This is a genomic window from Cobetia sp. BL01 (genome assembly GCF_056493605.1).
The window spans coordinates 108,386-129,341 of record NZ_JBVBEE010000004.1; the positions used below are offsets into that span (position 1 = coordinate 108,386).

Sequence of the window (20,956 nt, forward strand, 5' to 3'; positions counted from 1 at the left end):
GCGAATCATTTACATTTGTCTCACTTGGAGTGAGCGAGGTGAGCCATGTACGTCTGTCTGTGCAAGGGTGTATCAGACCACAAGATCCGTGAAGTCGTGGAGCAGGGAGCGCGCAGCTTCCGTGAGGTCCGCGAGCAGACCGGGTGTGCGACCCAATGTGGAAAATGTGCCTGCATGGCCAAGACGATCACCCGTGAAGCCGTGGCACGCGAAATGATGCCGGCTGACGATCTCGCCTACGCGGTCTGATGTCAGGGGAGCTTGCCTCTCCAGGCTAGGATTGCCCTGTCGATGCAGCACAGCGCCACGAGTCCATGTCATTCAAACGCCAGAGGCCCGATCACATGATCGGGCCTCTGGCGTTTTCGCATGCCGCTCCTTGCCGGGAGAGCTCATCTTTCCAGCTATCCTCTCTCGCACTTTCCTTTCTCGCACTTTCCTTTCTCGTGCTTTCCTCTCCCGGGCTTTCATCGCTTGTACGCTCATCGGTGTCCGTCTGCATATGACAACGCGGATACCAATCTTTCCCATTTGCGCCTAAAAGTCGATAACTTGTTGTCATGTCTCGAAAAATTCATGGTTTTGCGCCATACTTGCCGGACCTGACGAAGCGGGGCGAGTGCCTGAGACGCCTCACCCCCGACGGCCCCTGACACCGGCATGCATGCCGGTCGCCGACGACAACGAGACCGCACCGGACAAGAGAGGAATGGCGACATGAAAGGCGATCCCAAGATCATCGAGCATCTCAACACCATACTGGGCAACGAGCTGGTAGCCATCAATCAGTACTTCCTGCATGCGCGCATGTACAAGGACTGGGGGCTCAAGCGCCTGGCCAAGTGGGAATATGACGAGTCCATCGAAGAGATGCGTCATGCGGACACCCTGATCGAGCGCATCCTGTTCATGGAAGGCCTGCCCAACCTGCAGGACCTCGGCAAGCTGCGTATCGGCGAGAACACCAAGGAAATGCTCGAGTGCGATCTGGCGCTGGAGCACCAGGCACATGGTGATCTGAAAGAAGCGATCGCCTATGCCGAGCAGGTTCGCGATTACACCTCACGTGATCTGTTCCGCAAGATCCTCGACGACGAGGAAGAGCATATCGATCACCTGGAGACCGAGCTGGGTCTGATCGAGAAGGTCGGTATCGAGCTCTACCTGCAGAAGCAGATCCATCACGAGATCGACTGATTCCAGGCGCGGCTTTCCAGGTCGTGACAGGAACGAAAACGCCCCAGCTGCCATCGATCGGCAGCGGGGGCGTTTTGTCTTCAGTGGCGCAGAACCGGCTTACTTGCCCAGGTCATTGACCAGCAGCGCCTCGACGGCTGCGATGCGCGCGTCGAGACTGGCCTGGTCGGCGGCCAGCACCGTGATGTGACCGATCTTGCGGCCGGCTCGCGGTGCCTTGCCGTAGTCATGCAGGCGAGCACCGGGAATGGCCAGCACGGCATCGCGCTCTGGCATGCGCCCGATGATATTGAGCATCGCGCAGGGGGCCAGCAGGGCTGTCTCGCCCAGCGGCAGGCCGGCGACGGCGCGCAGATGGTTCTCGAACTGGCTGGTGACCGCGCCCTCGATGCTCCAGTGACCGGAGTTGTGCACGCGCGGGGCGATCTCGTTGGCCAGCAGGCGCTCGCTGCCGTCCGCTTCCTTGACCACGAAGAACTCGAAGGCCATCACGCCCACGTAGTCGAGTTCGTGCATCACCTTGAAGGCAGCCGCCTCGGCCTCGGCCTGCAGGTCATGCGCGGCCAGCGGTGTGGCGCAGTGCAGGATACCGCTGCGGTGCTCATTGCGGGACAGCGGCCAGGCGCGTGTCTCTCCGTCACGACCGCGTACCGCGATCACCGAGACCTCGTGATCGAAGGCGATGAAGCCTTCGAGAATCAGCGGCACGCTGCCGAGTTCGGAGAAGGTGTCGGCCACGTCCGCCATCTCGCGCAGCACCTTCTGACCCTTGCCGTCGTAGCCCAGCGTACGTGTCTTGAGGACGGCAGGCAGGCCGATGGTGGCCACCGCGCTTTCCAGATCGGCCTGGCTGTCGACCAGCGCCAGCGGCGGCACCTCGATGCCCAGACGCATGAACAGCGACTTCTCGTTCCAGCGATCCCGCGCGGTATCCAGCGCGCCGGCCGGGGGGTAGGTCGGACGCTCTGCCGCCAGGCGCTCGACGGCGTCGGCGGGCACGTTCTCGAACTCGAAGGTGATGGCATCGGAGGCCGCCACCAGCTGTGTCAGAGCGGCGTCATCCTGCCAGTCGGCGCGCAGATGATGGCCATGCACGCGGCCACACGGCGAGTCGGCGGGATCAAGAAAGGTGAAGCGGGCATTGAGGGCGGCGCCAGCCTGAGCCAGCATGCGACCCAGCTGACCACCACCGACGATACCGAAGCGGATCGGCTCGCTCATGATTCACTGGCCTCCATGCGACAGGCTGGGAGCATCGGGACGCGGGTCCGGATTGTCCAGCACGCGGTCGGTCTGCTCGGCGCGGAAGTTGATGAGCGCCGTGCGGATGGCCGGATACTTGTTGGCCAGCTGGCTGGCAGCCAGCAGCGCCGCATTCACGGCACCGGCACGACCGATGGCCAGGGTGCCGGTGGGGATGCCGGCGGGCATCTGCACGATGGAGAGCAGAGAGTCGACGCCAGACAGCATGCTGGACTGCACCGGCACGCCCAGCACCGGCAGCCAGGTCTTGGCGGCACACATGCCCGGCAGGTGGGCGGCGCCACCGGCTCCGGCGATGATGACCTCGAGACCACGCTCCGCGGCGGTGTCGGCATAATCGAACAGCAGGTCAGGCGTGCGATGGGCAGAGACGACCTTGACCTCGTGTTCGATCCCCAGGGCTTCTAGGGTCTCGACCGTATGGCACATGGTCGCCCAATCCGATTTTGATCCCATGATGACACCAACCAGTGCGCTCATGCTTCCTCCGCTCTTGACGTGGTATGAACCAGCTCACAGCCACCGCCAGCGCATGCTGGGCGGCCCGCTGTGTGGGCGTGGTCGAGGTGGCCGGGCCGTGATGGCCAGTCCCACCTCAATGCGTATGTCTGGAAAAACAAGCGGCGCAGTATAGCACCGAGCCTGAGAGGCGGCATGCACCTGTCCGGTCGGTCAGCTTATGGGCGCCACCGGCCGGCGAGGCTCAGCAGGACCATTGCGTGACCAGCGCGAAACGCGGCACTGGCTCGCCCTGGATCTCGACATTCTCCATGAACATGCTCAGTGGGCGCACCCACAGACCACATTCGCCGTAGAGGGCGCGGTAGACCACCAGCAGCTCTTCCGTCTCGCTATGACGACTGGTGCCGATCACCTCGTATTGCGCGCCCTTGTAGTGGCGGTAGAGCCCCGGCACGGGGCGATTCTCGGGCAGCGGCGGCATGGGAGGCAGCTCTGACATGATGATTTCCTTGATGGGCAAGACAGTTGGCGCGGTCGCCCGGCGCGATCAGGCGTCGGGCGCGGGCTTGAGAGCGTTGGCCGGCGTGGCCTTGGCACCACGGCGTGCGATGCGCGCCAGGGCGCGTGCACTGGCGGTGAAGCCGAAGCTGCCGGTGACAAAGGTGGCGGCGCCGAAGCCGCCGGCGCAATCCAGACGCGTGGCGCTGTCGCCGGGTTTGGTGGCGCAGACCTCGCCATCGGCACCGGGGTAGGTCAGCTGCTCATCGGAGTAGACGCACTCGACATCGAAGCGGCGCTTGAGATTGCGACTGAAATGGTAGTCGCGGCGCAGCAGGGAGCGAACGCGCGCCAGCAGCGGGTCCTGCTCGGTACGGGCAAGATCCGCGATCTGGATGCGTGTCGGGTCGAGCTGGCCACCGGCACCGCCCGTCACGGTCAGCCCCAGCTTGCGACGCTTGCACCAGGCGATCAGCGCCGTCTTGGCGGGCACGCTGTCGATGGCATCGATGACGTGATCCAGCTCATCGTGGATCAGCTCGGCCAGGTTGTCCGGGGTGACGAAGGCCGAGATGGCGTGAATCTTCATCTGTGGCGCGATCAACTGGCAGCGCTCGGCCAGCACCTCGACTTTGGGGCGGCCGATCTGGCCATCCAGCGCATGCAGCTGACGATTGACGTTGGAGACGCAGACGTCGTCGAGGTCGATCAGCGTCATCTCGCCGATGCCGGAGCGTGCCAGCGCCTCGGCGCTCCAGCTGCCGACCCCGCCGACCCCGACCACCGCGACATGCGCGTGACGGAAGTGGGCGAAGGCGCTGGCGCCGTAGAGACGACGAATGCCGCCGAAGCGGAAGTCGTAATCGTCCGCCGCCGGTGCCTCGGCGTCGGTGGCGAAGAAATCCGCCAGCATGCGTTCGCTGGCAGAGGGCGCGGCGTCCGAGAGAGAGGCCGTGTGGGCCGCTGGCTCATTCAGCGGAATGTCGTCAGGGGTAGTGGTCATGCGCAGCTCATGCTTTCCAGGGACGTTGAATGCAGATGGCGAAGCGTGTTCGCGGGTGCCCGGTCGTCATTCGGGCAAGTCGTCTGTGGGCCGGCCAGCCAGGTCGCTTTCGGGGCGTTCGGCCTGGTGGATGGCATGGCGCTCCGGCAGATGTCCCAGCCAGCCAAAGCGCGCCAGCAGGGCAGCGTAGGCGCCATCCGGTGGGCATGAAAGACGCAACCAGCCACCCTCGGGGTGCGGCAGTTCCAGTCCGACCGCCGCCAGCAGCAGACGCGGACATTCCAGGGTCGAGGCGAAGTAACGATTGTAGTTGCCCTTGCCGTGCCTGGCATCTCCGATGATGGGATAGCCACGGCGCGACAGGTGCCGACGAATCTGGTGTCGACGGCCGGTCAAGGGGCGTGCCTCCACCAGCGAGAAGCGTGACTGGGGGTAGCGGTCGATCGCGACGGGCAGCTCGACCTGCGCCAGTCGGCGGATGTCGGTGATGGCTTCCTGCTCCGGCATCTGGGCCTTGGGCAGGCGACCCTCTTCCTTGCGCAGGCCGTAGTCCAGGCGCTCCTGTTCGGGAGCGACGCCACGCACCACGGCCAGATAGCGTTTGCTGACCTGCTGTTCCTCGAAGGCGGCGCTCAGCTTGCGGGCGGCTTCCGGTGAGAGGCCGAAGACCATCAGCCCGGAGGTCGGGCGATCGAGACGATGCACCGGGAAGACGTGCATGCCGATCTGGTCACGCAGGCGCTGCAGCAGAAATTCCGTCTCATGCTTGTCGATGGGGCTGCGATGCACCAGCAGGCCAGAAGGCTTCTGCACCACCACCAGCACGTCATCCTGAAACAGGATGTCGAGTGGCAAGATGGGCTCGGCCTCGTGAGCCGGGTCAGCATCGAGGGGCGCCGACACGAGTGGTCGAGACGTCACTGACGCGTCGCAGGGCAGGCCATCGGGGGAAGAGGGTAGATCATGGGAAGAAGGGGGCATGGGCATCACGGCAGCAGGAAGACGAAAGCCGATCACCTAGGGGGTGATCGGCGTGTATTGTCCGGCTTTCCTGGCTGGCTGTCATGTCCGGTCTGTTGCAGGAGGGGGCGCCGCCTCAGGCAATACGGTCTGAGGTATGGCGGCTGGCCCGTCCGGTGTCTTCGGGACGTATCAGCATGCCGGCCGGTATCCATTGCACCAGCAGGTTGATGGCGGCGCTCGGCGCTGCCTCGGCGCCGACTTCGGGGACAAGCAACTCTCCCAGTGAGGCGAAGCTCAGGCCGTCATCACCGGCGGAGAGAATGGCGTCGAGCACCAGCGCTTCCAATGGCTCGAGAGAGCGATAGTGCACCTCGGGTGCGCCCTCGGTCGGCTGACGCCAGACGACCCATGGCGTGGGGATGTCGCTCTCGACCGGCACACGTGGCGGCTCGTCATTGTCGATGGATTTCCAGATGGCCGGCGTATCGAAATGAAAGGCGAAGTGATGCAGTGACGGATGGGCTGCCAGTCTCAGCGTCGGCCAGTCTTGCGGGGCGAGCCCTTGCAGGGTCTCGACGCTGAGCGGCGCGATCTCCTCGGCATCCAGTGCCAGCCCCAGTGCCCATTCGAAGGCCGCCATCTCGGTGACCAGCGAACGCCGGGGTTCGCGCGCGGCCACGAAGGCCGGAAAGTGCTGGCCTGCCCAGCGGATCGAGTAGTGGCTCGGCGGATGGGCATTGAGGTACTCGCGACACAGCAAGCCGAAGGCATCATCGCCAATCAAGGTGTGCACGGCCTCGAAATCACCGCCGAAGACATCGAACAGGCGCAGGCGGTAAGCCGTGGCATAGATGCCAAGGCGCTCCTCGGCACTGGCCAGCTCATCACTGATGACAGCCTGTGCCGCGATGCTGCGGGTGTCGGGTGACGGCGCGGCCAGATAGGCGGCGGTGGCGTCCTGAAGCTGGGTCAAGGCGCGGCGATCGAACTGTGATGCTGTCGTCGCTGTGGTTGATGCATGCGTCATGCGTGCAGCCCCCCATTCATTGCCGCCGCGACAGTCCGGGTCGGTTGATCGTCGGCCAGCGGGCGACCACTGCGGCGACGCAGCTCGGCATATTCTTCCATCAGCTCCGACCATGGCGGGAAGTTGTCATCGCGCTCGATCATGGTGGCAACATCGCCGAAGCGCTCGCGTGCGGCGTCATACAATGACCACACGGCATCCGGGACGGGTTGGTCGTGGGTGTCGATGCACAGCTCACCGCCAGACACGTCCTGCCTGATGTGCCCGGCGAGATGGTGCTGCCAGACACGCTCCGCCGGCATGGCATCCAGATAGGCCAGCGGATCGAAGTCATGATTGTGGCTGGAGACGATGACGTTGTTCAGGTCGAGCAGGATCAGGCAATCGGCACGGCGGCTGACCTCGGCCAGAAACTCCCATTCGCTCATCTCGTCGGGCTGCCAGGTCAGGTAGCTGGAGACGTTTTCCAGCACTAGCTGGCGCCCGAGCGCGTTCTGGACCTGGTCGATGCGCTCGGCCAGGTGCGTGATGGTGGCCTCGGTATAGGGCAGAGGCAGCAGGTCATGGAATTGATGCGCGCCGGTGCGGGTCCAGCACAGGTGATCGGAGACCCACATCGGTTCGATGCGCTCACACAGTGCGCGCAGCTCGCGCAGATAGCGGGTGTCGATGGGATTGCTGCCACCGATGGATAGCGAGACGCCATGCAGGGCGATGGGATAGTGCTCGCGGACTCGCTCAAGAAAGTGCAGCGGCTTGCCGCCGGCACTGACGCCGTCGGAGTCAATGAATCCGGGGCCCATGTAGTTCTCGCTGATGGCCTCGAACCAATCGATATCCGGCAGTGTCGTCAGAATCTCGTGGTAGTACTCAGGACGTAGCCCAAGCCCTTGACCGGCACCCGAGGTGGCAGTGGCAGGCTGGTGACTCCGGGAAGCTGTCGTCATGAGTGACTCCTTTTCCATGGCATGGCAGGCAGTGCCTGCATTGGCAGTGTAGACCTGATGCAACAACGGGAGGACGGCATGCCGTCCTCCCGTTGCGTCCAGGGACTCCTGGCGGCACCGTTACCTGGGTGACGGTGCCCTCATCTCGAGTGCTCAGCTCTTGCCGGAGATGACTTCGCCGCCAGCGCCGACACAGGATTCGGCACTTGCGGTGTAGGACCAGCCCTGACCCTTGCAGGCATTGTGGCCCTTGCAGGCGCTGGTGGCGGTGGCGCACTCGGAGGTGCCCTTGCAGGAGTTGATCCCGGAGCACTTCACGGCGTTGTCAGCCGCCTGCACGGACATGGAGGTCAGGGCGGCGGTGGAGAACAGTGCAGCGGCAGCAGCGGCAAAGGTGGCGGCAGTCACGGTCTTCTTCATGGTCATGATGGTTTCCTTTCGGGCGAGCCCGTTTTTTCTGGTTGTTGAGCAAGGTTCGATGCAGATATCCACCCGGCCAGTCAGGTCTCGTTGCCGGGTCATTGAGTCTTACGTCGCCGGCGTGAAGGTGGATGCACCGCGGCTCGAGAATTTGACCGGGAGCGCGAAAACCCTCTGAAAGACGCTATTCTGCTCGTGGCATACTGTGTGCCTGTCATGTCTTCTGTGCTCTGTCGAAGCAGTGTGCAGCGAGCCCTGCCTGCCTCATGGCCGATCCGTCCATCGGTCTCGTACTCTGCTTATGGAGCCTTGCATGCTGAACTCCCTTCGACGCCTGTGGCATACCCCGCGCTGGCGCTGGAGCATCCTCGTCATCCTGTTGCTGGGAGGATGTAGCGCCGTCACCGTGCATCAGCTGGATGCGCGTTTCGGGACGCCCGAGCCACGCGATCGCGTCGTGTCCGGCGATAGTCTGGCGGGGAGGCATTGGGAAGATGAGGTCAAGCCGATCCTCGAGACGCGTTGCGTGGTCTGCCATGGCTGCTATGACGCCCCGTGCCAGCTCAAGATGTCCTCGGCGGCCGGGATCGACCGCGGTATCAATCCCGCCCCTGTCTATGACGGCACCCGCTTGCTGGCGGCCAATCTGACGCGACTGTTCGAGGATGCCGACAGCACCGCTGAATGGCGTGACATGAACTTCTCGCCGGTGCTCAACGAGCGCAACGACTCGGCGCTCGCCAATCTGGAAGGCAGTGTGCTGTTCCGCTCGCTGAGCCAGAAGCGCAAGCAACCCCTGCCGGTGACGGAGGAAGGCCTGCTGCCGGAAGACCGCTTCGATCTGTCGCTCAATCGCAGTCAGGTGTGCGCGCCCATCGAGCGCTATGATGCCTTCGCGGAAGATCACCCGGACTGGGGCATGCCGTATGCGCTGCCGCAGATCAGTGATGAGGAGCACCGTACGCTGGTCAACTGGTTGGCGCAGGGCTCGCCGATGACCAAGGTGCGCCCGGTGTCTGAGGCCCTGGTGCCACGGATTCAGCAGGTGGAAGCCTTCCTCAATGGTGACAGCCTCAAGCAGCGGCTGATGAGTCGCTACATCTACGAGCACCTGTTCCTGACGCACCTCTACTTCCCCGAGGTCAAGGGAGCCAATGGCCGGCCGATCTTCTTCTCGCTGGTGCGCTCCAGTACGCCGCCCGGCGAGCCCATCCAGCGCATCTCCTCGCGCCGCCCCTATGACGCTCCCTACGCCGCCTATCCCGGAGATGGTCGTGACGTCATGCCGCATGACGAGGCCGGGCGCCCTCGCGTCTATTACCGTCTATGGCAGGAGCGCTCGACGATCCTGGCCAAGAATCATCTGCCCTATTCGCTGAGTGACGCGCGCCTGGAGCGCTGGCAGTCGCTGTTCCTCGCGCCGGACTATACGGTGGATGACCTGCCTGGCTATGACCTCAAGACGGCGTCCAATCCCTTCCTGACGTTCGAGGCGATCCCTGCCGAGTCACGTTACCGCTTCATGCTGGATGAATCGCAGAACACCATCATGGGCTTCATCAAGGGGCCGGTCTGTCGTGGCCAGGTGGCCGTGGACGTCATCAATGACCACTTCTGGGTCAGTTTCACCGATCCATCACTGTTCAGCCTGCCGCAGGTCGAGCGCACCCTGGCACGGGAGGGCGAGAATCTCAGCCTGCCTGCCGAGCAGAGCAGCAATGCATTGCCCATCTCCTCGTGGATCAAGTTCGAGCGCAAGCAGCAGGCCTATCTGCAGGCCAAGCAAAAGCTGATGATGCAGGCCTACGAGGACGGCAATCTGCGTCTCGACATGCAGCTGTTGTGGGACGGCAGCGGCTGGCAAGGCGGCGAGGGTGGCGATCACAACCCCAATGCCGCCCTGACGGTCTATCGTCACTTCGACAACGCTGCCGTGATGAAAGGGCTGGTCGGCAATGTACCCAAGACGGCCTGGGTGATCGATTACCCGATGCTTGAGCGCATCCATTACCTGCTGGTGGCCGGCTTCGATGTCTATGGCAACCTCGGCCACCAGCTGACCACGCGCCTGTACATGGACTTCCTGCGCATGGAAGGCGAGAACAACCTGCTGGCGCTTCTGCCTGCCGGCGAGCGTCAGGCAGTGCATGACAGCTGGTATCAGGATGTGGATTCTGGGCTGGAAAAGCTGCTGTTCAAGAAGCCGCCCCAGTTTGATGCCCCGAGCGATATCGTCTGGACACCGGGAGAGCTTTCCTCACCGGAGAAGGCGCGCATTGGGCTGATGCGCCGCCTGCGCGAGCGCCTGGCGCCGGAACTTGTCCACGAGCGTAGCCTGGAGACGCTGGAGGATGATGCCGTGCGCCGCGAATTGAAGGCCTTGAGCGAGGTGAGTGGTCTGGCGGCCAGCCTGCTGCCGGAAGTCACCATCATTGCGCTGGAACGGGAGGGAAGCGAGCACCCACAGTTGTTCAGCGTGCTGCGCAACTCGGCTCATGCCAACATCACCAGTCTGTTCGACGAGGAAGCCAATCGGCGTCCTGAACGCGATACGCTGGATGTGCTGCGCGGCGTGGCCGGGGATTATCCGAATGCCTTCTGGCATCTGACACCCGAGTCGCTGCAGGGATTGGCACGGCGGGTCGCCGTGCTCAAGGATGAGGCGGACTATCGACAGCTGATGGCCGATATCGGAGTGCGGCGCACCGATCCACGCTTCTGGCAGTTCTCGGACAGCGTGCTGCGTGCCAATTATGCGGATCGTCCCGTCGAGGCCGGGTTGCTGGATTACAACCGTCTGCAGAATCGCTGAGCGTCTCCGAGCCGCCTGGCGCTGTCTGGAAAACACGAAGGCCCGCCACATGAGGATGTGGCGGGCCTTCGTGGTGAGAGAAATGGCATCACGGGCGTTCAGCGACCGCCCTGACACTCTCCTTCTGCCAGCTCGATCAGGCCATCCAGGTGCAGGATATGGACCTCGCGGGCCTGGATATCCACCAGCCCCTGAGCCTGGAAACGCGTCAGGATACGGCTGATGGTTTCCACGGCCAGTCCCAGGTAATTGCCGATGTCGGCGCGGGACATGGAAAGACGGAAACTGTATGGCGAATAGCCGCGGCGACGGAAGCGCTGAGAGAGGTTGACCAGGAAGCTGGCCAGGCGCTCATCTGCCGTCTTGCGCGACAGCAGCATCATCATCCGACGATCCTCATGCAGCTCCTTGCTCAGGCTCTTGAACAGCTGGGTGCGCAGTTCCGGCAGTTGGGCGGAAAGCGCATCGAGGCGATCGAAGGGAATCTCGCACACGGTCGTGGTCTCGAGTGCCACGGCGCTGCCGGGGTAGGCATTGCTGTCGATGGCATCCAGTCCAGCCAGCTCGCTGGGCAGGAAGAAACCGGTGAGCTGCTCCGTGCCACTGTTCTCGGTGTTGATCTGTTTCAGGCTGCCTGAGCGCACCGTGAAGACGCAGTCGAAGGGCTCGCCCTGGGTGAAGAGAACCTCGCCCTTTCTGAGCGGCGCGCGGCGCCGAATGATGGAGTCGAACTGGTCGATGGCTTCCATGTTCAGTGCCAGCGGCAGACACAGTGAGCTGAGCGAGCAGGTCTGACAGCGTGCTTCATGCGCACGCAATCGATGGGATGCCGTTGTCTGGGCCGTCATGGTGACTCTCCTGGGGCATTACGCCGAAACTCGTGGGGAGCGGGTTTCGGGTGGGGGTGTCCGGGTGCGACACCTGGTACAGGGCGATTCCATGGTCCTGTACGAAGAGGCAGCATCCTCATGGACTGAGTCGCTGCTGCCTGTCGGTGCTGTCCGTCAATGATACCTGTCAGGCGCACTTCCCAGAACGGGTTCCCGTCCTGTGGGGCGGGATGTGAAGTGCTCCGTGAATCGCGCGCATTATATTAGATAATTCTGATTGTGTCGTGATGTCCTGCATGACTCTAGACGCAGAACCTCCCGAAGGGGCAGGTTGCGACGCCCTGCCTCATCCGACTCGGGAGAGCCAGGTGACATCATCCACTCAAGGACATGACGATCTGCCCCATGCTGACCAGCAGTGTGAGCAGAAACAGCAGACTCCAGACCAGCGGCAGCGGCCTGTCCGGCTGAGGGGTGCCGTCAATGCGGTGTTCGTCGCCTGGCCCATCTCCCTGCAGGTCATCATCGGGTGAGGTGCTGCGCGAGCGAAGCCCGACAAGCAACAGCGTGCAGAAGGCCAGGCTGCCCAGCGTGAGCATGCTGATCCATGCCTGCCAGAACAGTGGCAGATCGACGTTTGCCAGCAGGTTCATGGTGCAGCTCCTGTCGTCAGTGTCAGTGTAGCGAGTGTCTCCCCTGTCGGGTCGGGTATTGTCGCGGATGAGTGCCGAAGGGGATCCGTCTGTTGAAGATAGGCCAGCAGAGCGGTCGCCTCGGCCTTGCCGCGTACCCGGGCGGGCGCCGCGAGGATCTCGTCGTCTCGGTAGGGCACGCCAAGCGCCTGCAGGGCCCGCATTCGCTCGGCGACACCCTCGCCGCTCAGGGCGTGCTCGAACAGCCAGGGGTAGGCCGGCATGCTGGAATCCGCCACCTTGTGGCGCGGCGAGTACAGGTGCAGGCGTTGCCAGGCCTCATCATGTTCCGCCGGGAGGCGGCTCAGGTCAGGGCCTTGACGAGCGTTGCCCCACAGGGCCGGTCGCTCCATGAGGTGGCGGGAGGCGGCGTCCCGGCTTGCATGGCGTGCCTGGTCTCCCGGCAGATCCCGCACCATTCGGGTATGGCATTGCTGGCAGCCTTCCCGCAGGTAAAGACGCTGTCCCTCCAGCGCCAGCGCATCCAGCGGTGTCACTTCTTGCCCTGCCTCCTGAAACCCCAGAGGCAGCAACTGGGCCAGCGCGCCGACACTTGCCGCCATCACGCAGAGCGCGACCATCAGGCCCGGATGCCGTTCGAGCAGTACGTGTCTCATGCCGGTGTCCTCCCCCGAGCGTGTGAATCCCCGATGTGGTGATGAGCGCGCTGGGTAGAGGGGCGCGTGATGGGACGGCGGGAGGCGCGCAGGAGATACGCTGCCATCAGCAGCAGGCCGAGTGCCCAGCAACTCAGCCCCACCAGCGTCATCAGCATCGGCGGGCGAGCCACCGCCAGGACGTCGGCGAGGGAGTGCAGCGGTTGTCCCTCTGCGTCTACGGCATGCCACAGGCTGCCCTGCAGCAGGGTGGTGGTCCAGCTGGCAGCGATGCAGAGCAACGTGCCGGCGATGGCCAGCCAGGCGTGGGTCATGATCAGCGCCGAGGGTGCTTCAGGCAGCCGCAGACGGTAGAGCATGAGCACGCTGACCAGACCGATGACGCCCAGTGTGCCGGCCGGCGAGAGGCTGCCGGCGGCGCTGAAGGTCATGTCGTTGAGCGGGGCGATGGACAGTGCCACATGCTCCATCACGCTGATGGCCAGAAAGAGCAGGGCCGCGCCGAGCAGGCAGGTCTGAGGATGATGGCGCAGGGAGGGCCAGTCCGCCTTGAGGGTCAGCAGGCCGTTGAGAGGAATGGCCAGTCCCGGCGCCAGCAGCAGGAGCCCCATCGCCATTCCCAGCGCCTGGCTCCACTGGGGCAGGGCGCTGGCATGCAGCAGCGCCGCGCCGCTCCAGGGCAGCAGCAATACCAGCAGCCAGAAGCTGATGATGGCCAGACGGTGAGAGTGAAGGGGCTGGCGGGTCAGTCCCGAGAGTGCCTGATACGCCATGGCAATGAAGCCCAGTGCCAGCATGCCGCCGGGCAGCATTCCCTTCTGCCAGCTCTGCAGCAGCGCGTCCAGACTGCCTGAGAACATGGGTAACGATGTTAGCGGGCCCAGGGGCACCGCCAGTGACAGCAGGGTATGCTGCATCAGTATCATCACCAGACAGCCAATGAAGCACCAGCCAGCCACGGGCAGGCGCGCTGTCGGTCCTGCCTTCCAGTTGACATGGAAGAGCCACGCGACCGCGATCCACACTGCCAGCATCAACAGGTTGAGTGGCCAGGGATATTCGGATTGGCCATGCCCCGACGCGAAGCCCGCGGCAATCGATATGCTGCCAAGCACGAGAATCGTCTGCCAGGCCTGCAGCGTGAACCGCTGGAGACGCCGCTGGCCTGGCCGGGCTTGCGTGTCATGATTGACCAGTGAATACAGGCTGGCAATCAATGCCGAGCCGCCGAGGCCGAAGAGCAGCAGATGCTGTTGCACAATGGCGAGACGGCCATGGCTCAGCCAGGCGATGGGCGGGGCCAGGGTTGGCCACAACTGCACGGCGGTCAGCCATGCCGCCAGCAATAGACTGACGGCGCCTGAAAGAATGGCCGTCGTGCCAAATTGGCGAATCACCTCGTGAGAGGCGCCTGCTCCATCAGGTGCTGTGCCCATGTCATGACCTCATCATGCAGTGAACAGCGATGTGCTCTCCTGAAGAGAGCACGACTCACGAGACGATTCAGCATTCATTTCAGCTACCAGGGAGGACACTGAGTGTCTCTTGTCACTTCATCATCGGACGAAGATCGGGATGCGTCCAATGTGGCGGCCGTTCCCACCCCCTACGCCGAGGAAGGTTTCAAGGTCGCTTCCTTTGACGCCATCGCCGATGAGCTGGAAAAGCGTCTGGAGCTGTCAGAGGAGGCGTTGGCGGCGCGCGGCCCCTGGCGAGGCTGGGTGGCCTCGTTCGGTCCGCTGGAGATTCATGGCAGCCCTCGGCAGGTGATTCTGCTGCATGCCCATGGGGCGGGCGCCGGACGCGAGACCGATTTCCATCAGCAGTTCGGCAAGGCCTGTGTGCACCAGGGGGCGGCATGGCTGGGATTCGACTTCGCCTACCTCGTCAAGATGCGCTGCGAGGCACGCCGTCGTCCGCCGCCGCGGCTGCCCGGGCTGATCGAGGAAATGACGCGCTGGCATGAGGCGCTGGCCGCCAGTCTTGCCGCCAGGGCGTCTCTGGCGACATGCCCGGTATTGCTTGGTGGCAAGTCCATGGGGAGTCGCGTGGCCTCGCATGTGTTGCAGGAGCTGGAGGGGCGAGGCATGCCAGCCCCCTCATCAGGCCTACGTCGAATGTCGCCCCTGGGCTGGTATGCGCTGGGCTATCCCTTTCACCCGACCGGCAAGCCGGACACGCTGCGAACCGAGCATCTGGCGGCAATTGATGCGCCGGGCCTGATCTGCCAGGGCACGCGAGATCCCTTTGGTCATTGCGAGGAAGTCGAAGGTTACGGATTGCCATGCACCATCAGCCTGCATTGGCTGGAGGATGGCGAGCATGATTTCAAGCCTCGCAAGGCGAGCGGCAAGACGCGTGAGGGACTGATTCGCTCAGCGGTGGCAGCGATCCTTGCACACCCTGCGTTGCGCTGATGGGTGTCAATCCATGAGCGACACGAATTTTCTCCCTCGTGGCATCCTGATGTCAGAATGTTGACACAATGCTGATGGTTGCTGGGCTACAGGTGAGTGGTGCTGGGAAAATCCAGTCTTATCAAGACCCTGTCGAGGAGCATTCTGAAACTGCCTGTAAAAAAAGTATTGACTCATGGGGCGGATTCCGTAGAATGCAGCGCCAACGAGACAGGGGTGGTTAGCTCAGTTGGTAGAGCACCAGCCTTACAAGCTGGGGGTCACTGGTTCGAACCCAGTACCACCCACCATTTGAAAAAAGTTATTGCTTATCAAAGCGTTACTTGATTAAATGGCCTGGTTCGTCAGCAGAAGCAAACGTTGCAGTGGACTGGTAGTTCAGTTGGTTAGAATGCCGGCCTGTCACGCCGGAGGTCGCGGGTTCGAGTCCCGTCCAGTCCGCCACTACCGTTTGTCATGCGCCCGATGTTGAGTTGTTCTGAATGGACTGGTAGTTCAGTTGGTTAGAATGCCGGCCTGTCACGCCGGAGGTCGCGGGTTCGAGTCCCGTCCAGTCCGCCATTCAGAATGACGCGATGTCACCGCTGCTTGCAGCAAGGATCGTCTGTGTTGGGTGATTAGCTCAGTTGGTTAGAGCACAAGCTTCACATGCTTGGGGTCACTGGTTCGAATCCAGTATCACCCACCAATGTGGACTGGTAGTTCAGTTGGTTAGAATGCCGGCCTGTCACGCCGGAGGTCGCGGGTTCGAGTCCCGTCCAGTCCGCCACTCGATCTACAGAATTCGTGAAACCCGAGCCCTCGTGCTCGGGTTTTCGCGTTTCTGGCCAGCAAGATGCTCGTTGTTGCCTTCCTCGTTGTTGCCTTCCTCGCTGTTGCCTTCCTTCTGGATGCCCCATCGTCCCATCATCCCCCGTTCGACGTTTCTTCGTGTTTCAGGTCCGTGAGCTACCCGTTCGGCTGGATGCGCGGTGCTGTCTGCGCCATGCGCCCGGTGGTTTGGCGTGCCAACGCTTGCAGGCGTGCTGGAAGCTTTCCGGACCGGCAAATCCCAGTACCCAGCTGATTTCCTTCAGGCTCAGATGGGTGTCACGCAGATAACGCTCGGCCAGTGCGCGGCGTGTGTCATCCAGCAGCCCCTCGTAGTGCCAGCCTTCGGCGGCGAGTCGTCTGGCCAGGGTACGCGGGTGCAGATTGAGGGCCGCTGCGATCTCGTCGCGTCCGGGTGCGCGCCCCGAAAGCCGCATGGCAATGGCACGTCGTGTGCGTGACAGCGTGTCATGAGGGCCCTGACGGCTCTCCAGTCGCTCCGTGATCTGTTGACGAAGCTGGGCAAAGGCGACCGGTGCTGCCTGCACGGTAGGGGCGTTCAATACTCTGTCTGGCAGCCACAGCCGATTGCGCCCTGTCGCGAAGTGCAACTGGCTCGCAGGCAGGCCCAGGCGTCGGGCATATCGCCAGCGCCAGCGCTTCTCCGTCTGCTCATGCATATCGTCTGGTGAGGGGGTGAGCGGAGAGCTGTCCTCCGGCGAGCGGGGGATCGTGTAATCGATCTCGAGCGATGCATCGCTCAAGGCATCGCCACTCAGCTGGCGAGCCAGATGCCACCAGCCTCCCAGCACGCTGTCGACCACGAAGCGGTTGTAGGCATTGTAGGGAGCGAGGGAGTAGAAGTTCAGCCAGCCGCCGGTGGCCTGGCGCTCGAAATGGCCATGCCCACGACTGTTGTCGCTGTAAAGTGCCTCAGCCTCGCACAGCAACGTCAGTCCTGCCGCCAGAGTGGGGGCGCAGGCACACGCAAGTCCGGGGAGCAGAAAGTCTCCCGGGCGAATCTGAGCGGCCATCTCCAGGCCGAACAGTTCATCACCGCTGGCAGTGATGGCGGCATGGCCCAGTCGCATGTAGCGAGCGATGCCGATCCGGGCATCTCCGTCGTCCGGCAGCGGCCAGCCCGTGTAGGGCTGCATGATGGGCTCGGCGTGCACGTTGCGCGCGTCCAGGGCACGTGCAACGAGGTGCGCCAGGCTGACCGAGACTTCTCCTAATTGCATGGGGCTGGCTCGTGTCGAGAGGTCGGGGAGACAAGCGCGAGGCTTGCCGTCGGCCGGATATTGCTCAGGGCATGTCCTGCAAGGATATCAATGTGTCCTCCAGGCGCATTGAGTGCAAGCGATGATGCACTACACTGAGCGTATCGAGATTCATACGACTGTTTGCCTTGGGTGTGCGTCGCCCTGACGTGTCTACCGCCAACGTGCACGAGCAACGCAAGGCGACAAGATGACAATGACGACCTGATGAGTTCCGCGTACTGGTGTCCCAGGGTCCGGTTGACGGCCACGCCAGTGCGACGGCAAGGAGCAAGCGCCATGACTGCCTATCCGAATATCTTCCGTCCGCTGAAGCTGGGACACATCACGCTGAAGAATCGCGTGCTGATGGGGTCGATGCATACCGGGCTCGAGGAAGCTCCCAATGGCTTCACGCGCCTGGCGGCCTTCTATCGCGAGCGTGCCCGTCATGGTGTCGCCCTGATCGTCACGGGAGGGATCGCCCCGAACCCGGAGGGCGCGGTCATGCAGGGGGCGGCCAAGCTGACCACCTCGCAGGAGGCGCAGCATCATCGTGAAGTGACCGATGCCGTGCATGCCGAGGACGGGCGGATATGCCTGCAGATCCTGCATGCCGGTCGCTATGCCTATTCTCCGGATCAGGTCGCGCCTTCTGCCATTCAGGCCCCGATCAACCCCTTCATGCCGCGGGCGCTGAGCACCGAGGAAGTGAAAGGCCAGATCGCGGATTATGTGCGCTGTGCCACCCTGGCACGCGAAGCGGGCTATGACGGTGTCGAGGTGATGGGGTCCGAAGGTTACTTCATCAACCAGTTCATCTGTCGACGGACCAACCAGCGTGAGGATGAATACGGTGGCAGCTTCGAGAATCGCATCCGTCTGGCGGTGGAGATCGTCGCGGGCATCCGCGCGGCGCTGGGTGAGGATTTCCTGATCATCTATCGGCTGTCGATGCTGGATCTTGTCGATGAGGGCAGCACCTGGAGCGAGGTGGTCGCGTTGGGCAAGGCCATCGAGGCGGCCGGTGCCAGCCTCATCAATACCGGGATCGGCTGGCATGAGGCACGAGTGCCCACCATCGTCACCAGTGTGCCGCGTGCCGTCTTCACCGGACTGACCCAGCGCATGAAGGCGGAGCTCAGTCTGCCGCTGATCACCACCAATCGCATCAACATGCCGGACGTGGCCGAGTCGGTACTGGCGGAGGGGCATGCCGACATGGTGTCGATGGCGCGTCCGTTCCTCGCTGACCCGGCGTGGGTCAGCAAGGCGCAGGCGGATGATGCCGCGATCATCAACACCTGCATCGCCTGCAACCAGGCGTGTCTTGATCACACCTTCCAGATGAAGCTGACCTCGTGTCTGGTCAACCCGCGAGCCTGCCACGAGACCGAGATGGTGATCGAGCCTGCCCGCCGCGTGCGGCGTGTCGCCGTGGTCGGAGGTGGTCCAGCAGGTCTGTCGGCGGCCGTCACCGCGGCAGAGCGTGGTCATGAGGTGGTGCTGTTCGAGGCGCAGGCGGAAGTCGGCGGGCAGTTCAATTTCGCGCGCCGCATTCCGGGCAAGGAGGAGTTTGACGAGACACTGCGCTACTTCAACGAGGCGCTGGCACGCAATGGTGTCGAGGTTCGGCTCAATACGCGTGCCACCGCGGAGATGCTGGCAGCGTTCGATGCCGTGATCCTGGCCAGTGGCGTGCGTGCGCGTACGCCCGCGATTCCCGGTATCGAGGAGGGCATCTCGCGTGGCCAGGTGCTCAGTTATGGCGAGGCGATTCGTGCTCCGGAGCGAGTGGGGCGACGTGTGGCGCTGGTCGGTGCGGGAGGCATCGGGTTCGATGTGGCGGAGTTGATGACGCATCGTGAGCCGTCACCCTCGCTGGACGGCGAACTGTGGTGCGAGGAGTGGGGGGTGGATCTCTCGGTCAGCACCGCCGGCGGCCTCAAGACACCGACGCCCGGCGAGAGCCCTCGTGAGGTATGGCTGTTGCAGCGCAAGACCTCCAAGCCGGGCAAGCATCTGGGCAAGACGACCGGCTGGGTGCACCGGGCCACCCTCAAGCAGCGCGGAGTCAAGATGGTGGCGGGCTGCGATTATCAGTCCATCGATGCCGAGGGGATGACCGTCAGCATTGATGGCAAGGTCCAGCATCTGGCGCTCGACAGTATCGTGCTGTGTGCCGGCCAGGAGTCGGTGCTGGAGCTCAAGGCGCCCCTGGAGGCGGCAGGGAACGAGCTGCACATCATCGGTGGCGCCGATGAAGCCGCTGAGCTGGATGCCAAGCGCGCCATCGCGCAGGGCACCATGGCGGCCGCAGCCCTCTAGCCCGCTCCCGGGAGTCTCGGCTGGCCGGGGCGCCTTTCGTGGCGGAGCGAGTGTCGGCGAGATGGGGATATTCAGCGTTGAGTTGAGCCGAAGCTCTGCCTAGACTGAGAGTGGCCATCACGGCCGTCGTGTCTGCGTGACAATGACGGCCGTGATGGCCTTGTCGTCTCTCCGCCTTCTGCCGTTCTCACGGCGCATCACCACGATGGGACTCGCTCATGTCATCGCACGCAGCCGCTTCTCGCCAATCCACCGACGAGACTCTGCCGCCGGATGGCGCCACGGTCCTGTCCGCGCCTCAAGGTGCGCTCTCCTCTCCTGCTGCTGTCGCGTCTTCAGCGACGGTCACGGCCTCGCCGATCGCCTCGCTCGAGGCCGACTCCTCATCGGCAGGGGGCGGCCTGGAAGCACTGCTCGAGCTGTTCACCCTGCCACGGGTGGAGCGCCTTGACTGGCGCGTGGCCCGCGAGGCTGGGGTGGTGGTCGAATGCCTGCGGGCCGATACCCTGGATGCCGAGATATCCGGCAACAAGGCATGGAAGCTGCGCTTGCCACTGGCGCGAGCGCTCAGCGAGGGGCGAGGCATCATCAGCTGTGGCGGCGGCTGGTCGAATCACCTGCATGCTCTGGCGGCTGCCGGGGCGCGTCTGGGGGTGGCGACGCATGGCCTGGTGCGTGGGCATCCGGAAGCTCCGCTGACGCCGACGCTGAAGGATGCCATGGCCAACGGCATGCACCTGAACTTCATCTCACGGGCGGAATACAAACAGCGCGACCAGCCCGGGTTCTCTGCCCGCTTCAGTGATGCGCTGTGGGTGCCGGAAGGTGGGGGCAGCGTGGAGGGGGTGGCGGGGCTCGAGCCGTTGGCACAGGCGCTGGTGACACCTTGCAACGGAGAGCCGGCGCCCCAGCTGGTACTGATGGCCTGCGGCAGCGGGACCACGCTGGCGGGTGTTCTGAGCGCGCTGGGGGAGCGTGATGGTCTGCGTGTGATTGGCGTCCCGACCATGAATCACGGAGATCAGCTCTATCACCGTGTGCGTCGTCTGCTGGCCCGGAGCGGCGGCAGTGAGCAGAAGACACCGGAGTGGGGGCTGTGGTTGGGAGCGCAGGCGGGCGGCTTCGCCAAGGCACCCGCCTGGTTGATCGACTTCATCCAACGATTCGAGGCCGAGACCGGGTTGCAGGTCGAGCCGGTGTATACCGGCAAGTTGTTTGCCTCACTGGCCCACCACCTCGCCAACGGGATGATCGCCCCCGGGACTCGTGTACGGGTTCTGCATACGGGCGGTCTGCAGGGGCGCAGAGGGTTCCCGGCTCTCGATGCTGCCTGAGGGATTTTCCTGCATGGCCGTCCCGTCGTGATGGTCGCGTCGGATCATGGCTGGCGGCGGCATGCAGCGCTGTTATG

General features: G+C 63.6%; 19 protein-coding genes and 5 tRNA genes. 11 read left to right on the forward strand and 13 right to left on the reverse strand.

Features of this window, described 5'->3' with window-relative positions:
* Positions 1-45 precede the first annotated feature (45 nt).
* Complete coding sequence (locus tag ACZYGA_RS09170) at positions 46-249, forward strand: bacterioferritin-associated ferredoxin (RefSeq protein ID WP_077378756.1); 204 nt, start codon at positions 46-48, stop codon at positions 247-249.
* A gap of 468 nt (positions 250-717) precedes the next feature.
* Positions 718-1,197: a bacterioferritin gene (bfr, locus tag ACZYGA_RS09175; protein WP_077378759.1), complete on the forward strand. Its 480-nt coding sequence runs from the start codon at positions 718-720 to the stop codon at positions 1,195-1,197.
* Positions 1,198-1,296: 99 nt separating this feature from the next.
* Here bfr and ACZYGA_RS09180 read toward each other — a convergent pair whose 3' ends face one another.
* The 8 genes from ACZYGA_RS09180 to bufA2 form a co-directional block, all read right to left on the reverse strand.
* Positions 1,297-2,418: a 5-(carboxyamino)imidazole ribonucleotide synthase gene (locus tag ACZYGA_RS09180; RefSeq protein ID WP_279874792.1), complete on the reverse strand. Its 1,122-nt coding sequence runs from the start codon at positions 2,416-2,418 to the stop codon at positions 1,297-1,299.
* A 3-nt stretch (positions 2,419-2,421) separates the two neighbouring features.
* Complete coding sequence (gene purE / locus ACZYGA_RS09185) at positions 2,422-2,940, reverse strand: 5-(carboxyamino)imidazole ribonucleotide mutase (protein WP_077378762.1); 519 nt, start codon at positions 2,938-2,940, stop codon at positions 2,422-2,424.
* A 223-nt stretch (positions 2,941-3,163) separates the two neighbouring features.
* The gene (locus ACZYGA_RS09190; RefSeq protein WP_240499615.1) at positions 3,164-3,421 is read right to left on the reverse strand and encodes a DUF1653 domain-containing protein; all 258 of its coding nucleotides are present in this window, start codon (positions 3,419-3,421) and stop codon (positions 3,164-3,166) included.
* A gap of 48 nt (positions 3,422-3,469) precedes the next feature.
* Positions 3,470-4,333 carry a tRNA cyclic N6-threonylcarbamoyladenosine(37) synthase TcdA gene (gene tcdA / locus ACZYGA_RS09195; RefSeq protein WP_077379348.1) on the reverse strand — a complete coding sequence of 288 codons (864 nt, stop codon included), beginning with the start codon at positions 4,331-4,333 and terminating at the stop codon, positions 3,470-3,472.
* Between the two features lie 156 nt (positions 4,334-4,489).
* Positions 4,490-5,281 (reverse strand): pseudouridine synthase, encoded by a 792-nt coding sequence (locus tag ACZYGA_RS09200; protein ID WP_077379350.1) that lies wholly within the window; start codon positions 5,279-5,281, stop codon positions 4,490-4,492.
* Positions 5,282-5,519: 238 nt separating this feature from the next.
* Entirely contained in the window at positions 5,520-6,413 is an 894-nt protein-coding gene (locus ACZYGA_RS09205) for an HvfC/BufC family peptide modification chaperone (RefSeq protein WP_479398978.1), read from the reverse strand.
* Positions 6,410-7,360, reverse strand: a complete 951-nt coding sequence (bufB, locus tag ACZYGA_RS09210) for an MNIO family bufferin maturase (protein ID WP_191236505.1) — start codon at positions 7,358-7,360, stop codon at positions 6,410-6,412. The genes ACZYGA_RS09205 and bufB overlap by 4 nt, the downstream gene beginning before the upstream one ends.
* Positions 7,361-7,513: 153 nt before the next feature.
* Positions 7,514-7,786 (reverse strand): BufA2 family periplasmic bufferin-type metallophore, encoded by a 273-nt coding sequence (gene bufA2, locus ACZYGA_RS09215; protein ID WP_240499614.1) that lies wholly within the window; start codon positions 7,784-7,786, stop codon positions 7,514-7,516.
* 307 nt (positions 7,787-8,093) lie between these two features.
* Here bufA2 and ACZYGA_RS09220 point away from each other — a divergent pair, with 307 nt between their 5' ends.
* A complete protein-coding gene (locus tag ACZYGA_RS09220; protein ID WP_479398980.1) occupies positions 8,094-10,592 on the forward strand; it encodes a fatty acid cis/trans isomerase in 2,499 nt (832 codons plus the stop codon).
* A 98-nt stretch (positions 10,593-10,690) separates the two neighbouring features.
* On the opposite strand, the gene fnr is transcribed toward ACZYGA_RS09220, so the two are convergent.
* From fnr to ACZYGA_RS09240, 4 genes are all read right to left on the reverse strand, one after another.
* Entirely contained in the window at positions 10,691-11,440 is a 750-nt protein-coding gene (gene fnr, locus ACZYGA_RS09225) for a fumarate/nitrate reduction transcriptional regulator Fnr (RefSeq protein WP_077378772.1), read from the reverse strand.
* Positions 11,441-11,796: 356 nt separating this feature from the next.
* Positions 11,797-12,075: a hypothetical protein gene (locus tag ACZYGA_RS09230; RefSeq protein WP_084209417.1), complete on the reverse strand. Its 279-nt coding sequence runs from the start codon at positions 12,073-12,075 to the stop codon at positions 11,797-11,799.
* On the reverse strand, positions 12,072-12,731 hold the full coding sequence (locus ACZYGA_RS09235) for a cbb3-type cytochrome c oxidase subunit II (RefSeq protein WP_479398982.1): 660 nt from the start codon (positions 12,729-12,731) through the stop codon (positions 12,072-12,074). Before ACZYGA_RS09235 ends, ACZYGA_RS09230 begins: the two co-directional genes overlap by 4 nt.
* The gene (locus ACZYGA_RS09240; protein ID WP_479398984.1) at positions 12,728-14,167 is read right to left on the reverse strand and encodes a cbb3-type cytochrome c oxidase subunit I; all 1,440 of its coding nucleotides are present in this window, start codon (positions 14,165-14,167) and stop codon (positions 12,728-12,730) included. The genes ACZYGA_RS09235 and ACZYGA_RS09240 overlap by 4 nt, the downstream gene beginning before the upstream one ends.
* Positions 14,168-14,317: 150 nt before the next feature.
* Between ACZYGA_RS09240 and ACZYGA_RS09245 the strand changes: the two genes are divergently transcribed.
* The 6 genes from ACZYGA_RS09245 (at position 14,318) to ACZYGA_RS09270 (ending at position 15,917) form a co-directional block, all read left to right on the forward strand.
* The gene (locus tag ACZYGA_RS09245) at positions 14,318-15,148 is read left to right on the forward strand and encodes an alpha/beta family hydrolase (protein WP_479398986.1); all 831 of its coding nucleotides are present in this window, start codon (positions 14,318-14,320) and stop codon (positions 15,146-15,148) included.
* 214 nt (positions 15,149-15,362) lie between these two features.
* Positions 15,363-15,438, forward strand: a tRNA-Val gene (locus tag ACZYGA_RS09250).
* Positions 15,439-15,515: 77 nt separating this feature from the next.
* A tRNA-Asp gene (locus ACZYGA_RS09255) sits at positions 15,516-15,592 on the forward strand.
* A 40-nt stretch (positions 15,593-15,632) separates the two neighbouring features.
* Positions 15,633-15,709, forward strand: a tRNA-Asp gene (locus tag ACZYGA_RS09260).
* Positions 15,710-15,759: 50 nt separating this feature from the next.
* A tRNA-Val gene (locus tag ACZYGA_RS09265) sits at positions 15,760-15,836 on the forward strand.
* Between the two features lie 4 nt (positions 15,837-15,840).
* Positions 15,841-15,917: transfer RNA gene (locus ACZYGA_RS09270), tRNA-Asp, on the forward strand.
* Between the two features lie 166 nt (positions 15,918-16,083).
* Here ACZYGA_RS09270 and ACZYGA_RS09275 read toward each other — a convergent pair.
* Positions 16,084-17,199 carry an AraC family transcriptional regulator gene (locus ACZYGA_RS09275; protein ID WP_271302347.1) on the reverse strand — a complete coding sequence of 372 codons (1,116 nt, stop codon included), beginning with the start codon at positions 17,197-17,199 and terminating at the stop codon, positions 16,084-16,086.
* A 318-nt stretch (positions 17,200-17,517) separates the two neighbouring features.
* On the opposite strand from ACZYGA_RS09275, the gene ACZYGA_RS09280 reads away from it, so the two are divergent.
* Together ACZYGA_RS09280 and ACZYGA_RS09285 are read left to right on the forward strand one after the other, a co-directional pair.
* Positions 17,518-19,545, forward strand: a complete 2,028-nt coding sequence (locus ACZYGA_RS09280; protein ID WP_479398988.1) for an FAD-dependent oxidoreductase — start codon at positions 17,518-17,520, stop codon at positions 19,543-19,545.
* Positions 19,546-19,763: 218 nt separating this feature from the next.
* Positions 19,764-20,879, forward strand: a complete 1,116-nt coding sequence (locus ACZYGA_RS09285) for a 1-aminocyclopropane-1-carboxylate deaminase/D-cysteine desulfhydrase (protein ID WP_479398990.1) — start codon at positions 19,764-19,766, stop codon at positions 20,877-20,879.
* Positions 20,880-20,956 lie beyond the last annotated feature (77 nt).

Bases quoted from the DNA above. Each gene is read 5' to 3' on its own strand.
- ACZYGA_RS09240 (WP_479398984.1), bottom strand. From the start codon at position 14,167: ATGGGCACAGCACCTGATGGAGCAGGCGCCTCTCACGAGGTGATTCGC.
- purE (WP_077378762.1), bottom strand. From the start codon at position 2,940: ATGAGCGCACTGGTTGGTGTCATCATGGGATCAAAATCGGATTGGGCG.
- bufB (WP_191236505.1), bottom strand. From the start codon at position 7,360: ATGACGACAGCTTCCCGGAGTCACCAGCCTGCCACTGCCACCTCGGGT.
- ACZYGA_RS09280 (WP_479398988.1), top strand. From the start codon at position 17,518: ATGACTGCCTATCCGAATATCTTCCGTCCGCTGAAGCTGGGACACATC.
- tcdA (WP_077379348.1), bottom strand. From the start codon at position 4,333: ATGCTGGCGGATTTCTTCGCCACCGACGCCGAGGCACCGGCGGCGGAC.
- ACZYGA_RS09275 (WP_271302347.1), bottom strand. From the start codon at position 17,199: ATGCAATTAGGAGAAGTCTCGGTCAGCCTGGCGCACCTCGTTGCACGT.
- ACZYGA_RS09180 (WP_279874792.1), bottom strand. From the start codon at position 2,418: ATGAGCGAGCCGATCCGCTTCGGTATCGTCGGTGGTGGTCAGCTGGGT.
- ACZYGA_RS09230 (WP_084209417.1), bottom strand. From the start codon at position 12,075: ATGAACCTGCTGGCAAACGTCGATCTGCCACTGTTCTGGCAGGCATGG.
- ACZYGA_RS09170 (WP_077378756.1), top strand. From the start codon at position 46: ATGTACGTCTGTCTGTGCAAGGGTGTATCAGACCACAAGATCCGTGAA.
- ACZYGA_RS09220 (WP_479398980.1), top strand. From the start codon at position 8,094: ATGCTGAACTCCCTTCGACGCCTGTGGCATACCCCGCGCTGGCGCTGG.
- bufA2 (WP_240499614.1), bottom strand. From the start codon at position 7,786: ATGACCATGAAGAAGACCGTGACTGCCGCCACCTTTGCCGCTGCTGCC.
- ACZYGA_RS09190 (WP_240499615.1), bottom strand. From the start codon at position 3,421: ATGTCAGAGCTGCCTCCCATGCCGCCGCTGCCCGAGAATCGCCCCGTG.
- fnr (WP_077378772.1), bottom strand. From the start codon at position 11,440: ATGACGGCCCAGACAACGGCATCCCATCGATTGCGTGCGCATGAAGCA.
- ACZYGA_RS09285 (WP_479398990.1), top strand. From the start codon at position 19,764: ATGTCATCGCACGCAGCCGCTTCTCGCCAATCCACCGACGAGACTCTG.
- ACZYGA_RS09235 (WP_479398982.1), bottom strand. From the start codon at position 12,731: ATGAGACACGTACTGCTCGAACGGCATCCGGGCCTGATGGTCGCGCTC.
- bfr (WP_077378759.1), top strand. From the start codon at position 718: ATGAAAGGCGATCCCAAGATCATCGAGCATCTCAACACCATACTGGGC.
- ACZYGA_RS09205 (WP_479398978.1), bottom strand. From the start codon at position 6,413: ATGACGCATGCATCAACCACAGCGACGACAGCATCACAGTTCGATCGC.